Origin of the sequence: Micromonospora globosa, assembly GCF_000717585.1 — a bacterium.
GTDB lineage: Bacteria > Actinomycetota > Actinomycetes > Mycobacteriales > Micromonosporaceae > Micromonospora > Micromonospora aurantiaca.
Map to the genome: position 1 here is coordinate 59414 of NZ_JNZR01000022.1, position 18068 is coordinate 77481.

The following is an 18068-nucleotide window of genomic DNA, read 5'->3' on the forward strand; positions in this document are numbered from 1 at the left end:
GGTCCGGCGGACCAGGCGTCGCCGCGACCGTTGGGAGAGACGCCATGGGTGCCGACCACACCCGCCCCGCACCCGCCGCGCCGCCGGGCGTACGACGGCTGCTCGTCGCCGTGGTGGTGCCGCTGTTCGCGCTCACAGTGATCGCGGCGCTGGTGCTCTGGCCCGGGCAGGACCGGGAGCCGGTCGGCGGCGCTGACGTCCCCCGCTACCACGGCACCGTGACCCGGGTGGTCACCGAGCCCTGCCCGCCGACCCCGGAGGCCCCGGAGGGCGGGGGTGGCCCCTGCGGCACGGTGACGGTCACCGCCGAGCAGGGCCCGGACGCGGGCCGGCAGGTCGAGACGCCGATCCCGGCCGGGCCGGGCGCACCCCGGGTCGCAGTCGGCGACGAGGTCGTCCTGGTCGAGCTGACCGACCCGGCCGACCCGGCGGTGAAGTCCTACAACATCGCCGAGCACCAGCGCGGCACGCCGCTGATCTGGCTGATGGTGCTGTTCGCCGCCGCGATCGTGGCGTTCGGCCGGTGGCGCGGGCTCGCCGCGCTCGGCGGCCTGGTGGCCAGCTTCGCCATCCTCCTCGGCTTCGTGCTGCCGGGCATCGGTGCCGGCCAGCCGCCGCTGCTGGTCGCGATCGTTGGCGCCGCGTTGATCATGTTCGTGGTGCTCTACCTGACCCACGGGATCACCGCGCAGACGTCGGTCGCGGTGCTCGGCACGCTCGGCAGCCTGGTGGTCACCGGCGTGCTCGGCCTGCTCGCCACGTCCGCCACCCACCTGACCGGCTTCGGCAGCGAGGACGCCACCACGCTGTCCATGTTCCAGGGCGACGTGGACCTGCACGGGCTGCTGCTGGCCGGCATCATCATCGGCTCGCTGGGCGTGCTGGACGACGTCACAGTCACCCAGGCGGCCACCGTCACCGAACTGGCGCACGCCAACCCCGGGCTGTCCCGGCGGCAGCTCTACCGGGCGGCGACCCGGGTCGGCCGGGCCCACATCGCGTCCACCGTCAACACCATCGTGCTGGCGTACGCGGGCGCCTCGCTGCCGCTGCTGCTCCTCCTGGTTGCCGACTCCCGCCCGGTGAGTGAGATCCTCACCAGCGAGTTCCTCGCCCAGGAGATCGTCCGCAGCGCGGTGGCGACGCTCGGCCTGATCGCCGCCGTACCGCTGACGACCGGACTGGCCGCGATCGTGACCACCGCCGGGCGGCGCTCGCGCGGCGCGGAGCCGGCGCCACCCGCGGCCCGGCCGCCGGCCGGACGCGACGACGCGCTGGAGGCCCTGGGCGGCGGGAAGAGTACGGAGGCCGCATGGTGACACTCCGCAGCGTGACCATCGATTTCAAACGCGACGCTGGTCACGGTGCGCCACGGCGAAATCTCGCTATTGGTCGGCTTCCGGACGTAGATCCTCAGGAGTGCTGTCAGGTAACCTCGCTGCCGGTCACCGCCGAAGGCGCGCACCGGCGCCAGCGGTGCCGCCGCCCAATCGCCTGCGGGCGAACCGGGGAACCAGGTACATGGGGTGAATCCGCGACAGCGGTAGGGGCCACTTCCGTCCCGAACCCGTCAGCTAACCCGGTCGGCGGCCGACGGAAGGGAACACTGTGACGGCACCCCTGCGCCGCTGGCTGACACCCGTGGTGGCCGTACTGGCCTCGCTGGCCGTGCTGGCCGGGCCGACCCCGGCGACCGCGGCCCCCACCGCGGCGGCCCCCGGCAACCCCTCGGGACACGAGGAGGACGGCGAACCGCCGCTCATCACCGAGGCGATCGACGCCGCCAACCGGGCCTTCCTCCAGGCCAAGGCGAAACTCGCCAAGTCCCAGGACCGCCAGCGGCGGCTCGCGGCCGAGGTGAAGACGGCACAGGCCGAGCTCGAAGCGCTCAGCCCGCAGGTCAACCAGCTCGCTGCCCAGTCCTACCGGACCGGCCGGATGGGCGCGATGGCGATGCTGCTGGAGAGCAACTCACCCGACTCGTTCGTCCGCCGGGTCAACGCCCTGGACGAGCTGAACCTCCTCAACGCGCAGCGCCTGGCAGCCATCAACGCGGTCAAGACCCGCGCCGAGCAGGCCAAGATCGCGCTCGACGCCGAGGTGCGCGAGCAGGAGAAGCAGAAGAACGCGATGGAGCGCGAGAAGGTGCAGGCCGAGCGCGCGCTGAAGCTCGTCGGCGGTCTCGGCTTCACCGGCGGCCTGGTCTCCGCCACCTCACCGGTCGCCAAGATCGGCCCCGGCCGCACCGCCGACGGCGGGTGGAAGGCGGAGTCGTGCAGCGAGGACGACCCGACCACCTCGGGCTGCGTCACGCCGCGCACGCTGCACGCGTACAAGGAGGTCCGGCGCGCCGGCTTCAAGCGCTTCGTGGGCTGCTACCGGCCCGGCGGGCCGTGGGAGCACCCCAAGGGCAAGGCGTGCGACTGGTCGCTCCAGAACAGCGGCTTCGCGCCCTGGCACAACAACGACACCCGCCGGTACGGCAACGAGGTGGCCGCCTTCCTCATCCGCAACGCCGATCGGCTGGGCATCTACTACGTCATCTGGAACCGGCAGATCTGGTTCCCGGCCACCGGCTGGAGTTCGTACAGCGGACCCTCGAACCACACCGACCACGTCCACATGTCGATGCTCTGACCCGGACACCACGAGAAGGGGCCGCCCTCGGGCGGCCCCTTCTTCGTCGTCCGTGCGTATCAGCCGGCCAGCGCCGGGTCGGCGGGCGCGGCCGGGGCGGGCAGCGGGGCCGGGGCCTGCGCCACGGTCCGCACCTCGCCACCGGCGAGCCGGTACGACATGCCCACCACCGTGCACCGCCCGGCGGCCACCCGCTCGGCCAGCACGGCGGACCGGGCCAGCAGCGTCTCCACGGTCTGCGCGATGTGGACGTCGACGATGCCGTCGAGGTCCTCGACCCCCTGGCGGGCGGCGCGCAGCAGGCTCGGCGAGACCGCGTCCACCACAGCGCCCAGGTGCCCGGCCGGGGCGGCGCCGGTCCGGACCCCCTCCCGGGCGGCCTGGACCGCGCCGCACGAGTCGTGCCCGAGCACCACCACGAGCGGCGTGCCCAGCACGGTGACGGCGTACTCGACGCTGCCGAGCACCTCCGGCCCGGCGGTGTGCCCGGCGGTACGTACCACGAAGAGGTCACCGAGACCGCGGTCGAAGATGATCTCGGCGGCGAGCCGCGAGTCGGAGCAGCCGACGATCACCGCGAACGGGTGCTGGCCGTCGGCCACAGCCGCCCGGTGCCCGGCGTCCTGATTCGGATGCTGCGGGACGCCCGTGACGAACCGGTGATTACCGGCACGCAGCTCGGTCAGTGCCTGCTCCGGGGTGCTCGGCGTCATGTCCCTCACCTCGTCTACCTGGGGAACCACCAGGCCGAACGGCCTCGCGACCCACGGTCACACGCACCTGGGGGCACGTCAAGATTCGTGATACGCATTTCATACTTTCCCGTCGGCGCCCCGCCCCGGACCGCGCCGATTCGGCAGGTGGCGGACGTGGCCATAGCATGACCACCATGGCGACCACACCAGTTGAGGACGGGAGCCGCCGTAACTGGACCTTCCTCACCAACCACGGCCACGTGCTGCTGGCGATCGCGCGCAACCCCACCGCCCGGCTGCGGGACGTGGCCGACGAGGTGGGCGTGACCGAACGGGCGGCCCAGGCCATCGTCGCCGACCTGGAGGCCGGGGGCTACCTGCGTCGTACGCGGGTGGGACGGCGCAACGAGTACACGATCAACCCGAAGGGCCGCTTCCGGCACCCGGCCGAGGCCGACCAGCAGGTCGGCGCGCTACTGGCCCTGTTCGCCGCCGAGTCGGCCGGGGACGCTGCCGCCGACGGGTGACCCGGGCCGGCACCACGTGTGCCCGCGCGGGCGGGCGAGGCGGGTAATCTCACCGCGTGCGCGACAGCTTGCGGCCGGGCGCGACCACGGGACGCGTCCGGGCCGGACACCGGATCAGGTCCGTCCTCTCCGGAGCGGCGGTGACCGCCCTGCTCGGCGGCGCGCTGGCGGTGCCCGCGCCCGCGCAGGCCGCCCCGAAGTGCGGCCCGGCCGGCGGCCCCGCGCCCACCGAGGTGCCGTGGGCGCTGAGCCGCCTCGACCCGGCCGCCGCGTGGCGGATCGGCAAGGGCGCGGGGGTCACCGTCGCGGTGATCGACTCCGGGGTCTCGCCCGCCCATCCCCTGCTGCGCGGGCGGGTGCTGCCGGGTGAGGACTTCAACCAGCTCGTCCGCCTCAAGGGGCAGTGCGACCTGGTCGGCCACGGCACCATGGTCGCGGGCATCATCGCCGGCCGGGAGGGCACCGGCTCGCCCTACACCGGCATCGCGCCGGAGGCCAAGATCCTGCCGCTGCGGGTGCTGGCCGAGAACAAGGAGAACTTCGACCCGGACGTGCCGGCCGAGATCGGCAAGGCGATCCGCTGGGCTGTCGACCACGACGCCGACGTGATCAACCTGTCCCTGGTCACGCTCGACGACCCGGCGCTGAAGTCCGCGGTGCAGTACGCGCTCGGTAAGGACGTGGTAGTCGTCGCCTCCGCCGGCAACCGGCAGGAGAACCGGGAGGACCGGCCGGCCTATCCGGCGGCGTACGACGGTGTCGTCGCCGTCGCCGGGATCGACGAGCAGGGCGGGCACGTCGGCAGCTCGGTCAGCGGGGACTATGTGGACATCGCCGGCCCCGGCCTGAACATCGTCGGGCCCGCTCCGCAGGGATCGGGCTACCGGGCCGAGCCGCAGGGCGGGACGAGCTTCGCCACCGCGTACGTCTCCGGGGTGGCCGCGCTGGTGCGGGCCGCACACCCGGACATCAGCGCCGACGAGGTCGCCTACCGGCTGACCCGTACCGCCGACAACCCGCCCGACGGGCACAACGCCGAGGTCGGCTTCGGGATGGTCAACCCGTACCGGGCGGTCACCAGCCTGCTGGGCACCCGGGAGGACCCGCCGCTGGGCGCGATGCCGCCACCGGCGCCGCCCGCCGACCCGCTGGCCTGGCAGCGCACCGTCGCGATCTGGGTCGCTGTCGTCGGCGCGCTGCTAGCCGGCGTCCTGCTGACGTTGCGCCCCATCCTGGTACGCGGACGGCGGCGCGGGTGGCGTCCCGGCCGCCGCGACGTCCCGCAGGACGCCTGACAACACACGACGGCTCCGCCCGGCACGAGCCGGAGCGGAGCCGTCGTGGACCGGTCAGGGGTCAGTTGCCCCAGACCTTGGAGTTGCTCATCTCCGTGGTCATGTAGTTCTCGCGCGCGATGCCCACGGCACCGCCGATCTCGTTCAGGACCTTGTTGATGTCCCGCACGGCGGCGTCCCACTGGGCCTGGTGCTGCTGGTAGGCGGCCCGGTCCTGGCCCTCCCACTCAAGCTTGGTCAGCATCGCCCGCAGCGTGTCGAGCTTCTCGTCGATGGTCCGCGAGATGGCCTGCATCTGCTGGTTGCTGCTCTCCAGAACAGCGTAATCAACCTTGATGCTCATCGATTCCTCCTCTGCCTGTCTTCGCGGATCACGGGTTGAGAGCAGCGTGGAACTTGTCCAGCATCTGCTGCTGCTCTTCGTCGTTGACCTGGTGCGTGGTGCCGGACTTGTCGAGCAGGTCCGCGATGTTGTCCATCGCGGTCAGCAGCTTCGTAGTGTCCTCGTTCCAGCGAGTCATCAGGCTCTGGAAGCCCGTGGACGCCTGGCCCTTCCAGGCCATCGCCAGGTCGTCGACCACGTTCCACAGCTTCTTGAGCTCGCCGTCGACGTCGCTGCGCGTGGACCGCACGTCACTCGCGGCGGTGTGCAGAGTCGCTGCACTGACCTCGAACGCCATGCTTCACACCCTTCCGTCATCTTGTGGCGGCGGTTCCGCCGCGCCCTCCCCCGCGGCAAGGCGTACACACCCCACCGACGGACACTTCATCCGAACCGTAGCGGACGATGTCCAACCCGCGCAGCCCTGCTGTCCCATGGTCGTATTCCGACATCCCACTGTCGACAGACGCGATCTGCGGCCCTCAGTACGAGGTGGACGGTCGAGGCCGAGGTCACGACCGCTCGCGCGAGGATTTGACGATCGTCGACACGCCGAAGACCAGCACCGCGACCAGCAGCACCACCACGGCCCACAGCATCGGCTTCTCGAAAGCGCGCTGGAACGACAGCACCAGCAGTGCCGCGCAGGTGCTCAGCGACACCACCTCGGCGGCCCGCCGCAGCCGCGCCGAGCGGGTCAGCGCGGCGAACAGCATCAGGACCACGAAGACCGGGATGGTCAGCAGGACGTACAGCAACAACGAGAAGAGCAGGGTTTCCATGCGTCGCTCCCGTCACCCGTAGAACTTGGCGTCCCGCACCCAGTCGATCTTGATGTCCTTGATGTCCGGGTCCGAGCCGGTCGGCGCCCAGCCGGGGCGGGAGTCCGCGGTGAAGGTGAACCGGTTGTCGGTGTGGAAGGCGGCCAGCAGCGCGTGCAGCAGCGCGCTGATCTCACCGAAGACCAGGACCAGGACGGCGGCGGTGGCGGTCAGACCGACGATGCCGATGGCCTGCGCCAGCGCGGTGGTGGCGGGGAAGAACTGGAGCGCGATCGAGGCGATCACCGCGACCAGGATCGGCATGAGCGCCTGGGCCAGGCCGGAGATCGCGTCGTTGTACGCGTCCCGGGCCGCGGTGAGCGTGTCCCGGTTGGCGGCGAACGCCTCGGCCAGCGAGTTGATCTCCGCCCCGAGCTTGCGGAGGAACAGGTCGAACGCGTCCCGGTCGTCGAAGTCCCACTCCGCCGCGTCCGGCGGAACCGCCGCCATGGCCGCGCCGAACTGGTCCGCGCCGAGCAGGCGGGCCGCCTCGTCCCACTTCTTGATCGACTCGTTGACCTGCTGGTTGTCGAACGACTCCAGGTAGAGGATCGCGCCGATCAACGCCGCCGAGGCGACGATCCAGACCAGGTTGCCCTTGGCGACGGCCGCCGCCGACCGGACCGGAGCCGTGGTCTCGGCGACCGTCACGGTGCCGGTCACCGTCCCCGAGGCGTTGGCGATGAGGATCTCCGGCGGCATCAGGCGTCCTTCCCGTGGCGGGCCCGGCCGGTCACTTGACCACCCAGGGCTGATCCGACCTCTCCCAGTTCTTCGCGCTCTGTTCGAGCTGCGCGGCGGCCTTGCGCAGATGCTCCACGCCGGTGCGGACGTTGTCCAGGTGCCCGTCCACAGCCGCGTTGTGCCGCTCGACCGCGCCGGTGCCGAACCAGCTCAGCGCGCCGCTGGGCAGCTTCACCTCGCCCAGCAACGTCTCGACGTTGCGGAGGTATTGGATCGGGCCGTCCGGGGCGTCGAGCATCCGGCCCGCCTTCCTGATCGCGTCGACGTCGACAGTGTTCGGCATCGTCGGCCTTCCTCTCGCTCAGCGTCGCAGGTTGCGGGTCGGGTCGGACACGTCCACCCCGAACTGACGGAACCAGTCCTCCGGGGTCAGCGTGCCGTCCTGCGCACGGCGGACCATCTCGGAGTCGCCGAGCATCTCGCTCAGCATCTCGCGCTGCCGCTCCTCGAAGGCCGCGTAGGCCGCGTCGATCGCCGCCTGCATCGCCTCGGACAGGGAGAAGCTGTCCAGCCGCATCGCCCGCGCGTTCAGCTCGATGTCGCCGACCTTCATGCCGCCGTCGACAGTCACCCGCACCAGCCCGTCCGGGCTCTCCCCGGTCACCCTCAGCTCGGCGCGCTGCCGCTGGAGATCGGCAAGCCGGCGCTGCTGTTCCTGCGCCTGCCGCAGCAGGCCCTCCATGGCCGCACCGAAACCCGACGGGCTGCTCACGTGCGCGCCCCTCTCCACTCGCGACGATCGATCGGGCCGACGCTACCGGACCGGGCCGCCCGGCGTCCGTCCCGTCAGGCCGGCTCCGTCCACGCGGTCTGGATCAGCTGCTGGCCGTCGCGGCGCCGGACGAGCGTGCCCCGGCCCGGCGGCTGCGGCGTCGGCCGCAGGTTGCCGAAGACCGCACCCTCCTCCCGGCTGCCGGACATCAGCAGGCCGGGCGAGTCCAGCTCGCGCAGCCGTTGCAGCACCGGCTCGTACAGCGCACGGGCCACACCGCCGACCCGGCGCGTGATGATCAGGTGCAGGCCGATGTCCCGCGCCTGCGGCAGCAGCTCGTGCAGCGCGCTCAGCGGGTTGCTGCCACCGGAGGCGACCAGGTCGTAGTCGTCCACCAGGATGTACAGGTCCGGACCCTTCCACCAGCTCCGGTCACGCAGCTGGGCGGTGGTCACGTCCGGGCCGGGCAGCCGGTTCTGCAACGCGCTGCGGATCGAGCCGAGTCCCTGGCTGAACACCTGGTTCGACGGCGCGTAGTCGAGCAGGTGGTCACCCTCGACCGCGCCCAGCAGACCACGCCGGTAGTCGGCGATGACCAGCCGCGCCTGGGCCGGGGTGTACCGCTCGGCGATCCCCCGGGCGATCAGCCGCAGCAGGTTCGTCTTGCCGCACTCGGCGTCGCCGAACACGGTCAGGTGCGGCTCGCCCGCCAGGTCCAGGTAGACCGGGGCGAGCGCCGACTCGTTGACGCCGATCGGGATGCCCGGGGCGGACCGGTCGACCACCTTCGCCAGTTCGGTGACCGCCAGCTTGCGCGGCAGCAGCCGGACCTTCGGCGCCGGCTGTCCCGGCCAGTTCGCCGCGACGTGACCGGCGAGCGCCACCGACGCCTCGGTCAGGTCCTCGATGTCACGCTTGCCGTCGATCCGGGAGATCGCGGTCAGGAAGTGCAGCTTGTCCCGGGTCAGACCGCGACCGGGCGCGCCCACCGGCACGTTCTGCGCGGCCCGCCTGTCGATCTCCGACTCCGACGGGTCACCGAGCCGCAGCTCCAGCTTGGTGCCGAGCAGGTCCCGCATGTTGATCCGGATCTCCGCCCAGCGCACCGCCGTGATCACCACGTGGACGCCGAAGCCGAGGCCCCGGTTCGCCAGGTTGGTGATCGTCTGCTCCAGCTCCTCGTACTCCTGGCGCAGCGTGTTCCAGCCGTCCACGACGAGGAAGACGTCACCGAACGGGTCGTCGGCGAACTCACCGGCCGCCCGGCGGCGCCGGTAGCTCGCCACCGAGTCGATGCCGTGCTGGGTGAACCGGTTCTCCCGCTCGTCGATCACGGCGACCACCTCGGCCACCGTCCGCCGGACCGCCTCGACGTCCCGCCGGCCCGCCACACCCGAGGTGTGCGGCAGCCCGTCCAGGCTGCGCAACGCGCCACCGCCGAAGTCGAGGCAGAAGAACTGCACCTCGCGCGGCGTGTGGGTGAGCGCCAGCGAGGCCAGCATCGAGCGCAGCATGGTGCTCTTGCCGCTCAGCGACGCCCCGACGATCACCACGTTGCCGCCGGCCCCGGCCAGGTCGACCATCATCGGGTCGCGGCGCTGCTCGTACGGGCGGTCCACGATGCCGACCGGCACGGCGAGCCGGCCGCGGCCCGGCCAGTCGGCGGTGGTCAGGCCGTACGTCGGGTGCACGCTCAGCTTGGGCAGCAGCTCGGCCAGCCCGGACGGCTCGGCCAGCGGCGGCAGCCACACCTGGTGCGCCGGCTTGCCGCGGCCCTTGAGCTGGTCGATCAGCACGTCCAGCATCGCCACGGCCTTGCCGTCGCCGCTCTGCTCCGGCTCCGGGGCGGCCTCCGCCGGGCTCGGCGCCGCCGGCACCGGCACGTAGTCGATGCCGTACGGGACGATCCGGCGTTGCACCTGCGCCCGGGTGGAGCGCTGCACCTGCCCCGGCGCCCGGTACGGGCCGGACACGTACGCGGCGCGGAACCGCAGCATGGTCGCGGTGTCGGTCTTCAGGTAGCCGTGACCGGGCGCGCTGGGCAGCTCGTACGCGTCCGGCACGCCGAGCACGATCCGGCTCTCCACAGCCGAGAACGTGCGCAGACCGATCCGGTACGACAGGTGCGTGTCCAGGCCGCGCAGCTTGCCCTCCTCCAGCCGCTGCGAGGCGAGCAGCAGGTGCACGCCGAGCGACCGGCCGAGGCGGCCGATCATCACGAACAGGTCGATGAAGTCCGGCTTGGCGGCGAGCAGCTCGGAGAACTCGTCACAGATGATCAGCAGGCTGGGCATCGGCTCCAGCGGCTCACCGGCGGCCCGCGCCTTCTCGTAGTCGTACCGCGAGACGTAGTTGCCCGCCGCCCGCAGCACCTCCTGCCGGCGGTTCATCTCACCGGCCAGCGCGTCCCGCATGCGGTCGACCAGCGGCAGCTCGTCGGAGAGGTTGGTGATCACCGCGCTGGTGTGCGGCAACGCGTCCAGCGACGCGAAGGTGGCGCCGCCCTTGAAGTCGACGAGAACGAAGTTCAGTTCCTCCGACGAGTGCGTCACCGCGAGCGCCGCGACCACCGTCCGCAGCAGCTCGCTCTTGCCGGAACCGGTCGCGCCGATGACCAGGCCGTGCGGGCCCATGCCCTCGTGCGCGGACTCCTTGAAGTCCAGCTCCACCACGTTGCCGTCCGGTCCCAGGCCGAGCGGGATGCGCAGCCGGTCGCGGTGGCTGCGCGGACGCCAGGTCTGCCGGGTGTCCACCGTGGCCGCGTCGCCGACACCGAGCAGGTCGGGCAGCTCCATGCTGCGGGCCAGCGGCTCCTCGGTGCTCGCGCCCTGCTGCTGGGAGAGCCGGAACGGGGCGATCTGCCGGGCCAGCCCCTCGGCCGCGCTCAGGGAGAGCCGGTCCGGGCGGCCGAGCCGCGACGTGGCGGTGCCGCGGACCAGGTCGAGGCCGGTGCCGTCCCCGGCGTCCAGGCAGAGCAGCCAGCGCCCGGCGTCACGCGGGACCGCGCCGGACAGGTCGAACACGGTCGTGCCGAGCAGGCCCGGCCCGGTCAGCGCGCAGGTCGCCGAGACCTCGCCGCCGTCGAGCACCACCACCACGTGCGGCGCGGTGGTCAGCGGCTTCGCCTCGGGCGAGAACCGGGGCCGCCCGCCCAGGTCCTGGGCCAGCGCGGTCTCCGCCTCGTCCAGCGCGGCGAACACCATCCGGCGCGCGCCGGCCGCGTCCGTACGCCCCGGGTGCTGGGCGTGCGGCAGCCACTTCACCCAGTCCCAGGCCGCCTGCCGATCAGGCGCGGCGACCACGACCACCAGGAGGTCCTCCGGGGCGTGGAACGTGACGAGCTGGCCCAGCGCGGCCCGGGTCAGGTCGAGCACCGGCTCCCGGTCGCCGCGCAGCGCGATCCGGCTGAACGCGCGCAGCGACAGCGCGGTCGGCAGGTCCGGCACGCTGGAGTGGGCCCGGACGAACCGGCGCAGCGCGATCGCGCTCATCGGTTCCAGGTCCTCCACCGGCTTGGTCTCCGGCGGCACGATCTCCACCGCCAGCCGCTGCGGGCCGAGCGCGATCCGTACCTCGCCGAAGTCGTCCTCGGTGATCCGCCGCTCCCAGAGCCGGCGCGAGGCGGCGATCGACCAGAGCGCGTCCGGCTCCGGGTGCCGCCAGGTCATCGCGGCGCGCTGCTGCTCGGCCGCCCGCCGGGTGCGCTTGCGCATCTGTGCGAGGTAGCGCATGTAGTCGCGCCGCTGGGCGTTCAGCTCGGCCTTGTCGTTGCCGCCGTTGCCGAGCGTGCCGATCGCCATGCCCAACATGGACACACCGAACAGGCCACCGGCGACGTACGTCATCATGCCGCCGCCCCGGCCGGCGTAGAGGAACGCCATCGCGCCGACGCCGCAGAGCATCGGCAGGATCATCAGCACCTGACCCATGCCCTTGGCCTGCGGCTCCGGCAGCTCGGGCGGGGACTCCAGCAGCACCTCGCCGCGCGGCAGCGCGGGCCCCGGTTGACGCGGAAGTCGGCGGAACACCACCGTACTCACGGCTCTCCCCTCCCCAGAAGCGGCCCTGATCGTGGTCTGCCACCGCCGGTGAGCGTCGGGTGGGCAACCTGTGCGACCGCCATCGTAGGTAATCTCCCGGTGGCGTCGTGGACCCGTGGGGGCGGCGCCGACGGCCCAGCGGATCGTATGCGAGCACGAGGAGGCCACTGTGGCGACGAAGACGGCGACCGGTGGGCTGAGCCGGATCACCATCGTGGCGCCGCGTACCAGGATGGATCTGGCGCTGCCGTCCGACGTGCCGCTCGCCGACCTGCTGCCCACGCTGCTGCGGTACGCGGGCGAGGACCTGGCCGACGAGGGCGTGCGGCACGGCGGCTGGGCCCTGTCCCGGCTCGGCGGTCAGCCGTTCGACGGCGGCCGGACCGCCGCGCAGCTCGGCGTCCGCGACGGCGAGGTGCTCTACTTCAACCCGCGTGCCGCGACCGCCCCCGAGATCGTCTTCGACGACGTGGTGGACGCGGTCGCCACCTCCACCACCCAGCGGGCGGGCGCCTGGCAGGTCGGCACCACACGGGTGTTCGCGGTCCTGCTGGCCGCCTCGGCGCTCGCCGCGGGCGCGGTGGCGACGCTGCTCACCGGCCCACCGCAGCTACCCGGCGCGGCCGCCGCGTTCGTGGTCGCGGTGGCGCTGCTGGTCGGCGCCGCGGTGCTGTCCCGCGCCGCCGGCGACAGCCGCACCGGCGCGGTGCTGGCCCTGGTCGGGATCGGGTACGCGGGCGTCGGCGGCCTGCTGGTGCTCGCCGGTGAGCGGACGCTCGGCGAGCTGGCCGGTCCGCACGTCCTGCTCGCCGGCACCGCTGTGGTGGTCTTCGGCGCGATCGCCGCGCTCGCCGTCGGCGACCGCCTGCCGCTCTTCCTCGGCGCGGTGGGTGTGGGCGCGGCGGTCGGCCTCGGCGCGGTGCTCAGCCTGGCCTTCGACATCGGCGCGGCGGCGGCTGCGGCGGTGGTGTCGACAGTCGCGTTCGGCGCGCTGCCCGCCCTGCCGATGCTCGCCTACCGCCTGGCCCGGCTGCCGGTGCCGTCCATCCCCACCGGCCCGGACGACCTCAAGACCGACACCGAGTCGGTGGACGGGCCGTCGGTGCTGCGCAACAGCGAGCGCGCCGACGCGTTCCTCACCGGTCTGCTCTGGACCGTCTCGCTGCTGGTGCTCGGCGGCGAGGTGGTGCTGGCCGAGAACGGCCGGCTCCCGGCGGTCCTGCTCTGCCTGGTGCTGGCGCTGCTGTCGCTGCTGCGGGCACGCCCGTTCCTCAGCCGCGCCCAGCGCACGCCGGTGCTGCTGTCCGGCACCGTCGGCCTGGGGCTGGTCGCCGCCGCGACGTTCGCCGCCGGCTCGCTGGCGGTACGCCTCGGGCTGATCCTGGGCGGCCTGGCCGTGCTGGCCGTGATCAGCCTGGTCTACGGCCTGACCGTGGCCGGCAAGCGGATCTCCCCGGTCTGGGGCCGGACCCTGGACATCGTCGAGATCCTGCTCATCATCGCGCTGGTGCCGCTGGCCGTCTGGGTCTGCGGCGCGTACGGCTGGATCGTCAACCTTCGACCGTGACGGTCCCCATCGCGGTGCCGACCGGCGCGGTGGCGTAGACGCCGGGGCCGTGCTGGCCGTCCAGCGGGCGGGCCGGCACGCCCGCGCGCCGCGCCATCTCGCGGACCGCCTTCACCAGCGCCTCGGCGTGCCCGTCCATGGCTGCCACCCGCAGCAGCGGCGGCACCCGCCGGCCGCCCGGGAGCACCACGGCGGCGACCGTGTGCGAGGGCGCGGAGGTGGCGGTGACCGCGTCGACCAGCGCGCCGAGCGAGCCGTTGGGGCGCACCCGCAGGGCCAGGCAGCGCTGCGTCCAGCCGCCCCCGCGCAGGCTGGTCCACGTCTCCACCGGGGACTCCGGTGCCAGGTCGAGCCCGGCCCCGGACACCACCGCCGCGTGCAGCTCGTTCCGGTCGAGCACCCGGTGACCGAGGCCGGCGGCGTTGAGCGCCTTGCCGAGCCGGCCCACCCCGGCCGCCACCGTGCGGTGCACGCCGCGCAGGCCGCCGCCCCGGCTCACCGCCTCGGCCCGCGCGTCGGACACCGACAGGCGCAGCGCCACCCACACGGTCCGGTACGCGGACGGCGGCGCGCCGGGCGCCGGGTACCAGACCAGGGTGTGCGAGACGACCTGGGTCTGGGTGACCGGGCCGGAGAAGTCGGCGAGCACCGCGAGCGCGCGGTCCACCACCGCCGCCTCGATCGAGCCGGCGGGCGCGCCGGGCCGGCCGGTCAGCGCCAGCGCGGCGAACCAGCCCCGGTCGTCCTGCCCGATGCCGAGCCGGGTGCCGCGCTCGGTCAGCTCCACCACTGTCAGTTCCGGGGCGAGCGCGGCCAGCCTCGGGTCACCACCGGGCGCCGCGCCCCGGGCGCGGTCGCGGCGCCGGCGCAGCCGGCGGCGGAGCATCAGGTCCTCGTACCACCAGCGGCCGCCCCGGCGCGCGAACGCCGCGGCCACCGCCAGCAGCGCCAGGACGGCGACCACCGCGAGCAGCCACGCCGGGCTGGCGGTGGCGAACCAGACCGCGAGCGCCGCGCACTCCACCACCACGAGCTGCCCGACCACGACCGGGCCGAGGCGTCCCCGGCGGCGCTTGTCGGCCGGGGTGACCGGCCGGTCCGGCGGTACGGCGGGAGTGGTGGCGGTACGACCGGGTGGCGCCTGGAGCTGCGTCATCGGTGTGCGTCCCTTCTGGACATCCTGGGCATCCGCCGGGCGGGTGCGGTCGTTCGGTCGGCGGACGGGGTCCGGCGCACCCCCGACGGCCCCTTATCGTAGGGAAGCCCGCGGCGCTGTTCGGACCTGTCGCCGCGGACCCACCCCCGCCGGAGGTTAGTCATGCGGACCCGCCGCGATCAGGTGCAGGCGTACCGCTTCGTCACCCGCCGCATCGTCTCGGCGCTGCTCTCCGGTGATCCGGAGACAAACGACCTGCCGATGCGCCGCCTCGGCATGGCGGTGTTCGGCAGCGTCATCGCGGCCGCAGTGGTGCTCGGCGGCGTGGGCGCGTACGGCCAGCTCACCAGCAACTCCGCGCCGCTGGAGCCGAACACGCTGGTGATCGAGCGGGAGACCGGCGCGACGTACTACTTCGGCGAGGACAAGGTGCTGCGCCCGACGCTCAACTACGCCTCGGCGCGGCTGATCGTCAACGACGCCGCGGCGCAGCCGCGCACCATGTCCCAGGCGTCGATCAAGGACCGTCCACGCGGGCGGCTGGTCGGCATCGTCGGCGCCCCGGACGACCTGCCGGATCGCAAATCGCTGGTCGGGCTCCCCTGGTCGGTGTGCGACGTGCCGGACCCGAACGACCCGCAGCGCTCCACCACCCACCTGGTGATCGACCGCGCGCTGCCCGGCGGCACGGCGCTCACCGACCGGGCCGTGGTGGTGCGGACCGGCGACGCGCGTTACCTGCTCACCGGTGGTTCCCGGCTGCGGGTGGCCGGCGACGAGCAGGCGCTGGTGGCGTTGAAGATGGCCGGCGCGACGAACCTGACCGTCGGGCAGCAACTGCTGAACGCGGTGCCGGCCGGGCCGGTGCTGCGCAAGCCGGCGATCGCCGGGGACGGCGGCGCGAGCGGGCTCACAGTGGCCGACCGGCCGGCCCGGATCGGCCAGGTCTACCAGGCCGCCGGCCAGTACTACGTGCTCACCCGGCAGGGCCTGGCGACAGTCCGCGAGGTCACCGCGCTGCTGCTGCTCGGCGGGGGTGGCGAGGTGACGCAGATCACTCCGGATGAGGCGGGCCGACTCCTCACCGACCAGCGCCTGGACGCGGACGGCCTGCCGGCCCGGCTGCCGACGCTGCACGAGGTCCGTCCGGGACGGACGGTGCTCTGCGCCACCTACCGGCCCGGCCCGGCCGGCCAGCCGCCGACCACCACGCTGGAGGTCTTCGACTCCCCGCCGGCCGAGCTGACCTCGGCGACCGCGATGCCCGCGCGGCAGGGCGCCCGGGACGCGGTACGCACCGCCGAGAGCGTGCTGCTGCCCGGCGGCAAGGGCGTGCTGGTGCAGGCCACGGCCGGGGAGAGCGGCAAGGCGGCGGCCGGTTCGACTGTCTACCTGATCACCGCGCAGGGCATCCGCTATCCGCTCGGCACCGCCGGGGGCGACGCGAAGAGCGCGCTCGGGTACGGCGACGTGACGCCGCTCGCCGTACCCGCCTCACTGCTGGCGCTGGTGCCGACCGGACCGACGCTGTCCCGCGAGGATGCGATGACCTACTTCGATGCGTCGACGCCTCCGGGGGCCACCGCGACACCGTCGGCCGGTGGCACGGAGGCGCAGGTCCAGGGCGGTTGACAGGCCCTGCGGCGATCCGAAGTGGAGGATCTCCGTCACGGGTCGCCCGGGTTGGCTCGCTTCGACTAACCTGAGTACGGCGAACGGTTATCGACGATGACTACGGGGATGCAGCCATGACGGGGCGCACGACAGTAGACGTACTGTCCTTGGAGGACTTTCACCAGCGGCTCGAGCGGCGTCTGCACGAGGCGGAGTCGGTGTTGCGCAAGCTCAACACCCAGATGCAGTGCCGCCCGCCGGCCCTCGGCACTTTCACCGACGCGACCGACAACGCACGTCGCTACTCCGAGACCCACCAGAGCTACGTCAACCACGTCGACCGGCTGCGCCGTGCGATCCTGGCCGCCCGCGAGGCGACCCACAAGATCATGACGAACTACAAGACCGCCGAGGCCCGCAACGCCGCCGCCGCGGCCGACATCGCCGCCGCCCTCTCCGGGCTGAACGAGGCGATGAAGCAGCCGAAGGAGGACCCGCGTGTCTGAGTACACCCGGCGCTACGAGCACGTCAGTCACGAGGAGCTCTACCAGGGCGTCAACGCCGGCGACCCGAAGCAGATCGAGGCGCTCAGCGCCCAGTGGACCTCCCTCAAGGGCACGCTCGACGATCTCGGCCGCGACCTGACCGCCGACCTGGAGGCGCTGGCGAAGACCTGGACCGGCGACGCCGCGCGGGAGTTCCACCGCCGGCTGGACATGGTCGTCCGCTACTCCGGCAACCTCGCCGAGGGCATGACGGGTATCCGACAGGGCCTCGACATGATGTCCAGCGAGCTGCGGGCCGCCCAGTCCAAGGCGGAGAGCCCGGAGAAGACCGACGACAACGACAAGCTGCTCTCCGGCGCCGGCAAGGGCTTCCTGATCGGCGGCGCACCCGGCGCGGTGATCGGCGGGATCGTCGGCCACCAGCAGGACAAGGCCGAGCAGGAGAAGGCGCACCAGCGGATGGTGCAGGTCGTGGCCAAGCTCGCCGAGGGCTACGACTTCTCGGCGTACGGCCGGATCGTCGTACCGGACCCGCCGGAGACCGAGCTGCCCGGCCACACCGGCAACGGTGACCCGACGCTGCAGAACGGCCCGTCGGTGAAGACGCCGTCGTCCGGCCCGAGCCTGGGCAGCTTCGGCCCGGGCGCCAACGCCACCGCCACCACGTCGGGCGTGCACCACACGGCGCCGACCGGCGGCACGCCGGGCGAGGGCACACCGGGTGCGGGCACTCCGGGCGGCCAGCCGGGCGCGGGCGCTCCGGGTTCGGTGCCGACCGGCGGCACCGTCGACCCGACCGGCACCTCGCTGGCCGGCGCCGCGCCGCTGACCAGCACCGCGGGCGGTCCGACGATCGGCGGCGGCCCGGGCTTCGGTCCCGGCGGCGCCGGACCGACGACGATGAGCGCCGGCGGACCGGGTGGCGGGCTCTACGGCGCCCCCGGTGTGCTGAGCACCGGCTCGCTCGCGGGCACCGGCGCCAACTCGGCGTCCTCGGCCCGCTTCGGCGGCATGTCCGGCGCGGAGAACCGCGCGGCGGCCGGCACGGGCCGGCTCACCTCCGGCCGTGGCCTCGTGGTCGACGCCGGGAGCAAGTCCGCCGAGCGCACCGGCGGCGCCACCGGGCGGCCCGCGATGGCCGGCCGCAGCGGCGTGCTGGGTGGGCGCGGCGGCCACGGCGACGACGAGTCCGACGGCCGGCTGACATGGCTCACCGAGGACGAGATGGTCTGGGGCGACGGAGACGCCGCTCCGCCGCCGGTGCTCGGCGGCAACTGACCCCGGCATCCACTGGACGGCGCGGCACCTCGGCAGGGGCGCCGCGCCGTCGCACGTCCGGCCCGCGTGGGTCTCCGTCCACACCGACCCGTG

At 73.3% G+C, this 18068-nt stretch carries 17 protein-coding genes and 1 riboswitch; of the genes, 8 read left to right on the forward strand and 9 right to left on the reverse strand.

Annotated features, from left to right (window positions below; translation table 11 throughout):
* Positions 1-44 precede the first annotated feature (44 nt).
* Positions 45-1319 carry a YibE/F family protein gene (locus IF06_RS0120375; RefSeq protein ID WP_013283778.1) on the forward strand — a complete coding sequence of 425 codons (1275 nt, stop codon included), beginning with the start codon at positions 45-47 and terminating at the stop codon, positions 1317-1319.
* Positions 1320-1473: 154 nt separating this feature from the next.
* A riboswitch (cyclic di-AMP (ydaO/yuaA leader) is annotated at positions 1474-1605 on the forward strand.
* A gap of 3 nt (positions 1606-1608) precedes the next feature.
* On the forward strand, positions 1609-2637 hold the full coding sequence (locus tag IF06_RS0120380) for a coiled-coil domain-containing protein (RefSeq protein WP_013283777.1): 1029 nt from the start codon (positions 1609-1611) through the stop codon (positions 2635-2637).
* A gap of 59 nt (positions 2638-2696) precedes the next feature.
* On the opposite strand, the gene IF06_RS0120385 is transcribed toward IF06_RS0120380, so the two are convergent.
* Positions 2697-3350 (reverse strand): carbonic anhydrase, encoded by a 654-nt coding sequence (locus IF06_RS0120385; protein ID WP_013283776.1) that lies wholly within the window; start codon positions 3348-3350, stop codon positions 2697-2699.
* A gap of 167 nt (positions 3351-3517) precedes the next feature.
* Here IF06_RS0120385 and IF06_RS0120390 point away from each other — a divergent pair, with 167 nt between their 5' ends.
* The gene (locus IF06_RS0120390) at positions 3518-3859 is read left to right on the forward strand and encodes a helix-turn-helix transcriptional regulator (RefSeq protein WP_013283775.1); all 342 of its coding nucleotides are present in this window, start codon (positions 3518-3520) and stop codon (positions 3857-3859) included.
* Between the two features lie 56 nt (positions 3860-3915).
* Positions 3916-5154 (forward strand): type VII secretion-associated serine protease mycosin, encoded by a 1239-nt coding sequence (mycP, locus tag IF06_RS0120395; RefSeq protein ID WP_225319582.1) that lies wholly within the window; start codon positions 3916-3918, stop codon positions 5152-5154.
* 61 nt (positions 5155-5215) lie between these two features.
* On the opposite strand, the gene IF06_RS0120400 is transcribed toward mycP, so the two are convergent.
* The 7 genes from IF06_RS0120400 to IF06_RS0120430 form a co-directional block, all read right to left on the reverse strand.
* A complete protein-coding gene (locus tag IF06_RS0120400; RefSeq protein WP_013283773.1) occupies positions 5216-5497 on the reverse strand; it encodes a WXG100 family type VII secretion target in 282 nt (93 codons plus the stop codon).
* A 28-nt stretch (positions 5498-5525) separates the two neighbouring features.
* Complete coding sequence (locus tag IF06_RS0120405) at positions 5526-5834, reverse strand: WXG100 family type VII secretion target (RefSeq protein WP_013283772.1); 309 nt, start codon at positions 5832-5834, stop codon at positions 5526-5528.
* Between the two features lie 214 nt (positions 5835-6048).
* On the reverse strand, positions 6049-6318 hold the full coding sequence (locus IF06_RS0120410; protein WP_013283771.1) for a hypothetical protein: 270 nt from the start codon (positions 6316-6318) through the stop codon (positions 6049-6051).
* A gap of 12 nt (positions 6319-6330) precedes the next feature.
* Complete coding sequence (locus IF06_RS0120415; protein WP_013283770.1) at positions 6331-7059, reverse strand: hypothetical protein; 729 nt, start codon at positions 7057-7059, stop codon at positions 6331-6333.
* A gap of 31 nt (positions 7060-7090) precedes the next feature.
* Entirely contained in the window at positions 7091-7384 is a 294-nt protein-coding gene (locus IF06_RS0120420) for a hypothetical protein (RefSeq protein WP_013283769.1), read from the reverse strand.
* 18 nt (positions 7385-7402) lie between these two features.
* Positions 7403-7813, reverse strand: coding sequence for a YbaB/EbfC family nucleoid-associated protein (locus IF06_RS0120425; RefSeq protein ID WP_013283768.1), 411 nt, complete (start codon positions 7811-7813; stop codon positions 7403-7405).
* A 74-nt stretch (positions 7814-7887) separates the two neighbouring features.
* Positions 7888-11853 (reverse strand): type VII secretion protein EccC, encoded by a 3966-nt coding sequence (locus tag IF06_RS0120430; protein ID WP_013283767.1) that lies wholly within the window; start codon positions 11851-11853, stop codon positions 7888-7890.
* Positions 11854-12022: 169 nt separating this feature from the next.
* On the opposite strand from IF06_RS0120430, the gene eccD reads away from it, so the two are divergent.
* The gene (gene eccD / locus IF06_RS0120435; protein ID WP_030272882.1) at positions 12023-13420 is read left to right on the forward strand and encodes a type VII secretion integral membrane protein EccD; all 1398 of its coding nucleotides are present in this window, start codon (positions 12023-12025) and stop codon (positions 13418-13420) included.
* Here eccD and IF06_RS0120440 read toward each other — a convergent pair.
* The gene (locus IF06_RS0120440; protein ID WP_030272884.1) at positions 13404-14576 is read right to left on the reverse strand and encodes a type VII secretion protein EccE; all 1173 of its coding nucleotides are present in this window, start codon (positions 14574-14576) and stop codon (positions 13404-13406) included. The genes eccD and IF06_RS0120440 overlap by 17 nt on opposite strands.
* A 162-nt stretch (positions 14577-14738) precedes the next feature.
* Between IF06_RS0120440 and eccB the strand changes: the two genes are divergently transcribed.
* The 3 genes from eccB (at position 14739) to IF06_RS0120455 (ending at position 17975) form a co-directional block, all read left to right on the forward strand.
* Complete coding sequence (gene eccB, locus IF06_RS0120445; protein WP_030272885.1) at positions 14739-16208, forward strand: type VII secretion protein EccB; 1470 nt, start codon at positions 14739-14741, stop codon at positions 16206-16208.
* A 149-nt stretch (positions 16209-16357) separates the two neighbouring features.
* On the forward strand, positions 16358-16696 hold the full coding sequence (locus tag IF06_RS0120450; RefSeq protein ID WP_230651192.1) for a hypothetical protein: 339 nt from the start codon (positions 16358-16360) through the stop codon (positions 16694-16696).
* Positions 16689-17975, forward strand: coding sequence for a WXG100 family type VII secretion target (locus IF06_RS0120455; RefSeq protein ID WP_030272887.1), 1287 nt, complete (start codon positions 16689-16691; stop codon positions 17973-17975). Before IF06_RS0120450 ends, IF06_RS0120455 begins: the two co-directional genes overlap by 8 nt.
* Positions 17976-18068: the final 93 nt, after the last annotated feature.

What these genes read in the sequence shown, in the direction of transcription:
- IF06_RS0120405 (WP_013283772.1), bottom strand. Translation starts at nt 5,834, where the DNA reads ATGGCGTTCGAGGTCAGTGCAGCGACTCTGCACACCGCCGCGAGTGAC.
- eccB (WP_030272885.1), top strand. Translation starts at nt 14,739, where the DNA reads ATGCGGACCCGCCGCGATCAGGTGCAGGCGTACCGCTTCGTCACCCGC.
- IF06_RS0120400 (WP_013283773.1), bottom strand. Translation starts at nt 5,497, where the DNA reads ATGAGCATCAAGGTTGATTACGCTGTTCTGGAGAGCAGCAACCAGCAG.
- IF06_RS0120415 (WP_013283770.1), bottom strand. Translation starts at nt 7,059, where the DNA reads ATGCCGCCGGAGATCCTCATCGCCAACGCCTCGGGGACGGTGACCGGC.
- IF06_RS0120385 (WP_013283776.1), bottom strand. Translation starts at nt 3,350, where the DNA reads ATGACGCCGAGCACCCCGGAGCAGGCACTGACCGAGCTGCGTGCCGGT.
- IF06_RS0120420 (WP_013283769.1), bottom strand. Translation starts at nt 7,384, where the DNA reads ATGCCGAACACTGTCGACGTCGACGCGATCAGGAAGGCGGGCCGGATG.
- IF06_RS0120390 (WP_013283775.1), top strand. Translation starts at nt 3,518, where the DNA reads ATGACCACCATGGCGACCACACCAGTTGAGGACGGGAGCCGCCGTAAC.
- IF06_RS0120440 (WP_030272884.1), bottom strand. Translation starts at nt 14,576, where the DNA reads ATGACGCAGCTCCAGGCGCCACCCGGTCGTACCGCCACCACTCCCGCC.
- IF06_RS0120375 (WP_013283778.1), top strand. Translation starts at nt 45, where the DNA reads ATGGGTGCCGACCACACCCGCCCCGCACCCGCCGCGCCGCCGGGCGTA.
- IF06_RS0120410 (WP_013283771.1), bottom strand. Translation starts at nt 6,318, where the DNA reads ATGGAAACCCTGCTCTTCTCGTTGTTGCTGTACGTCCTGCTGACCATC.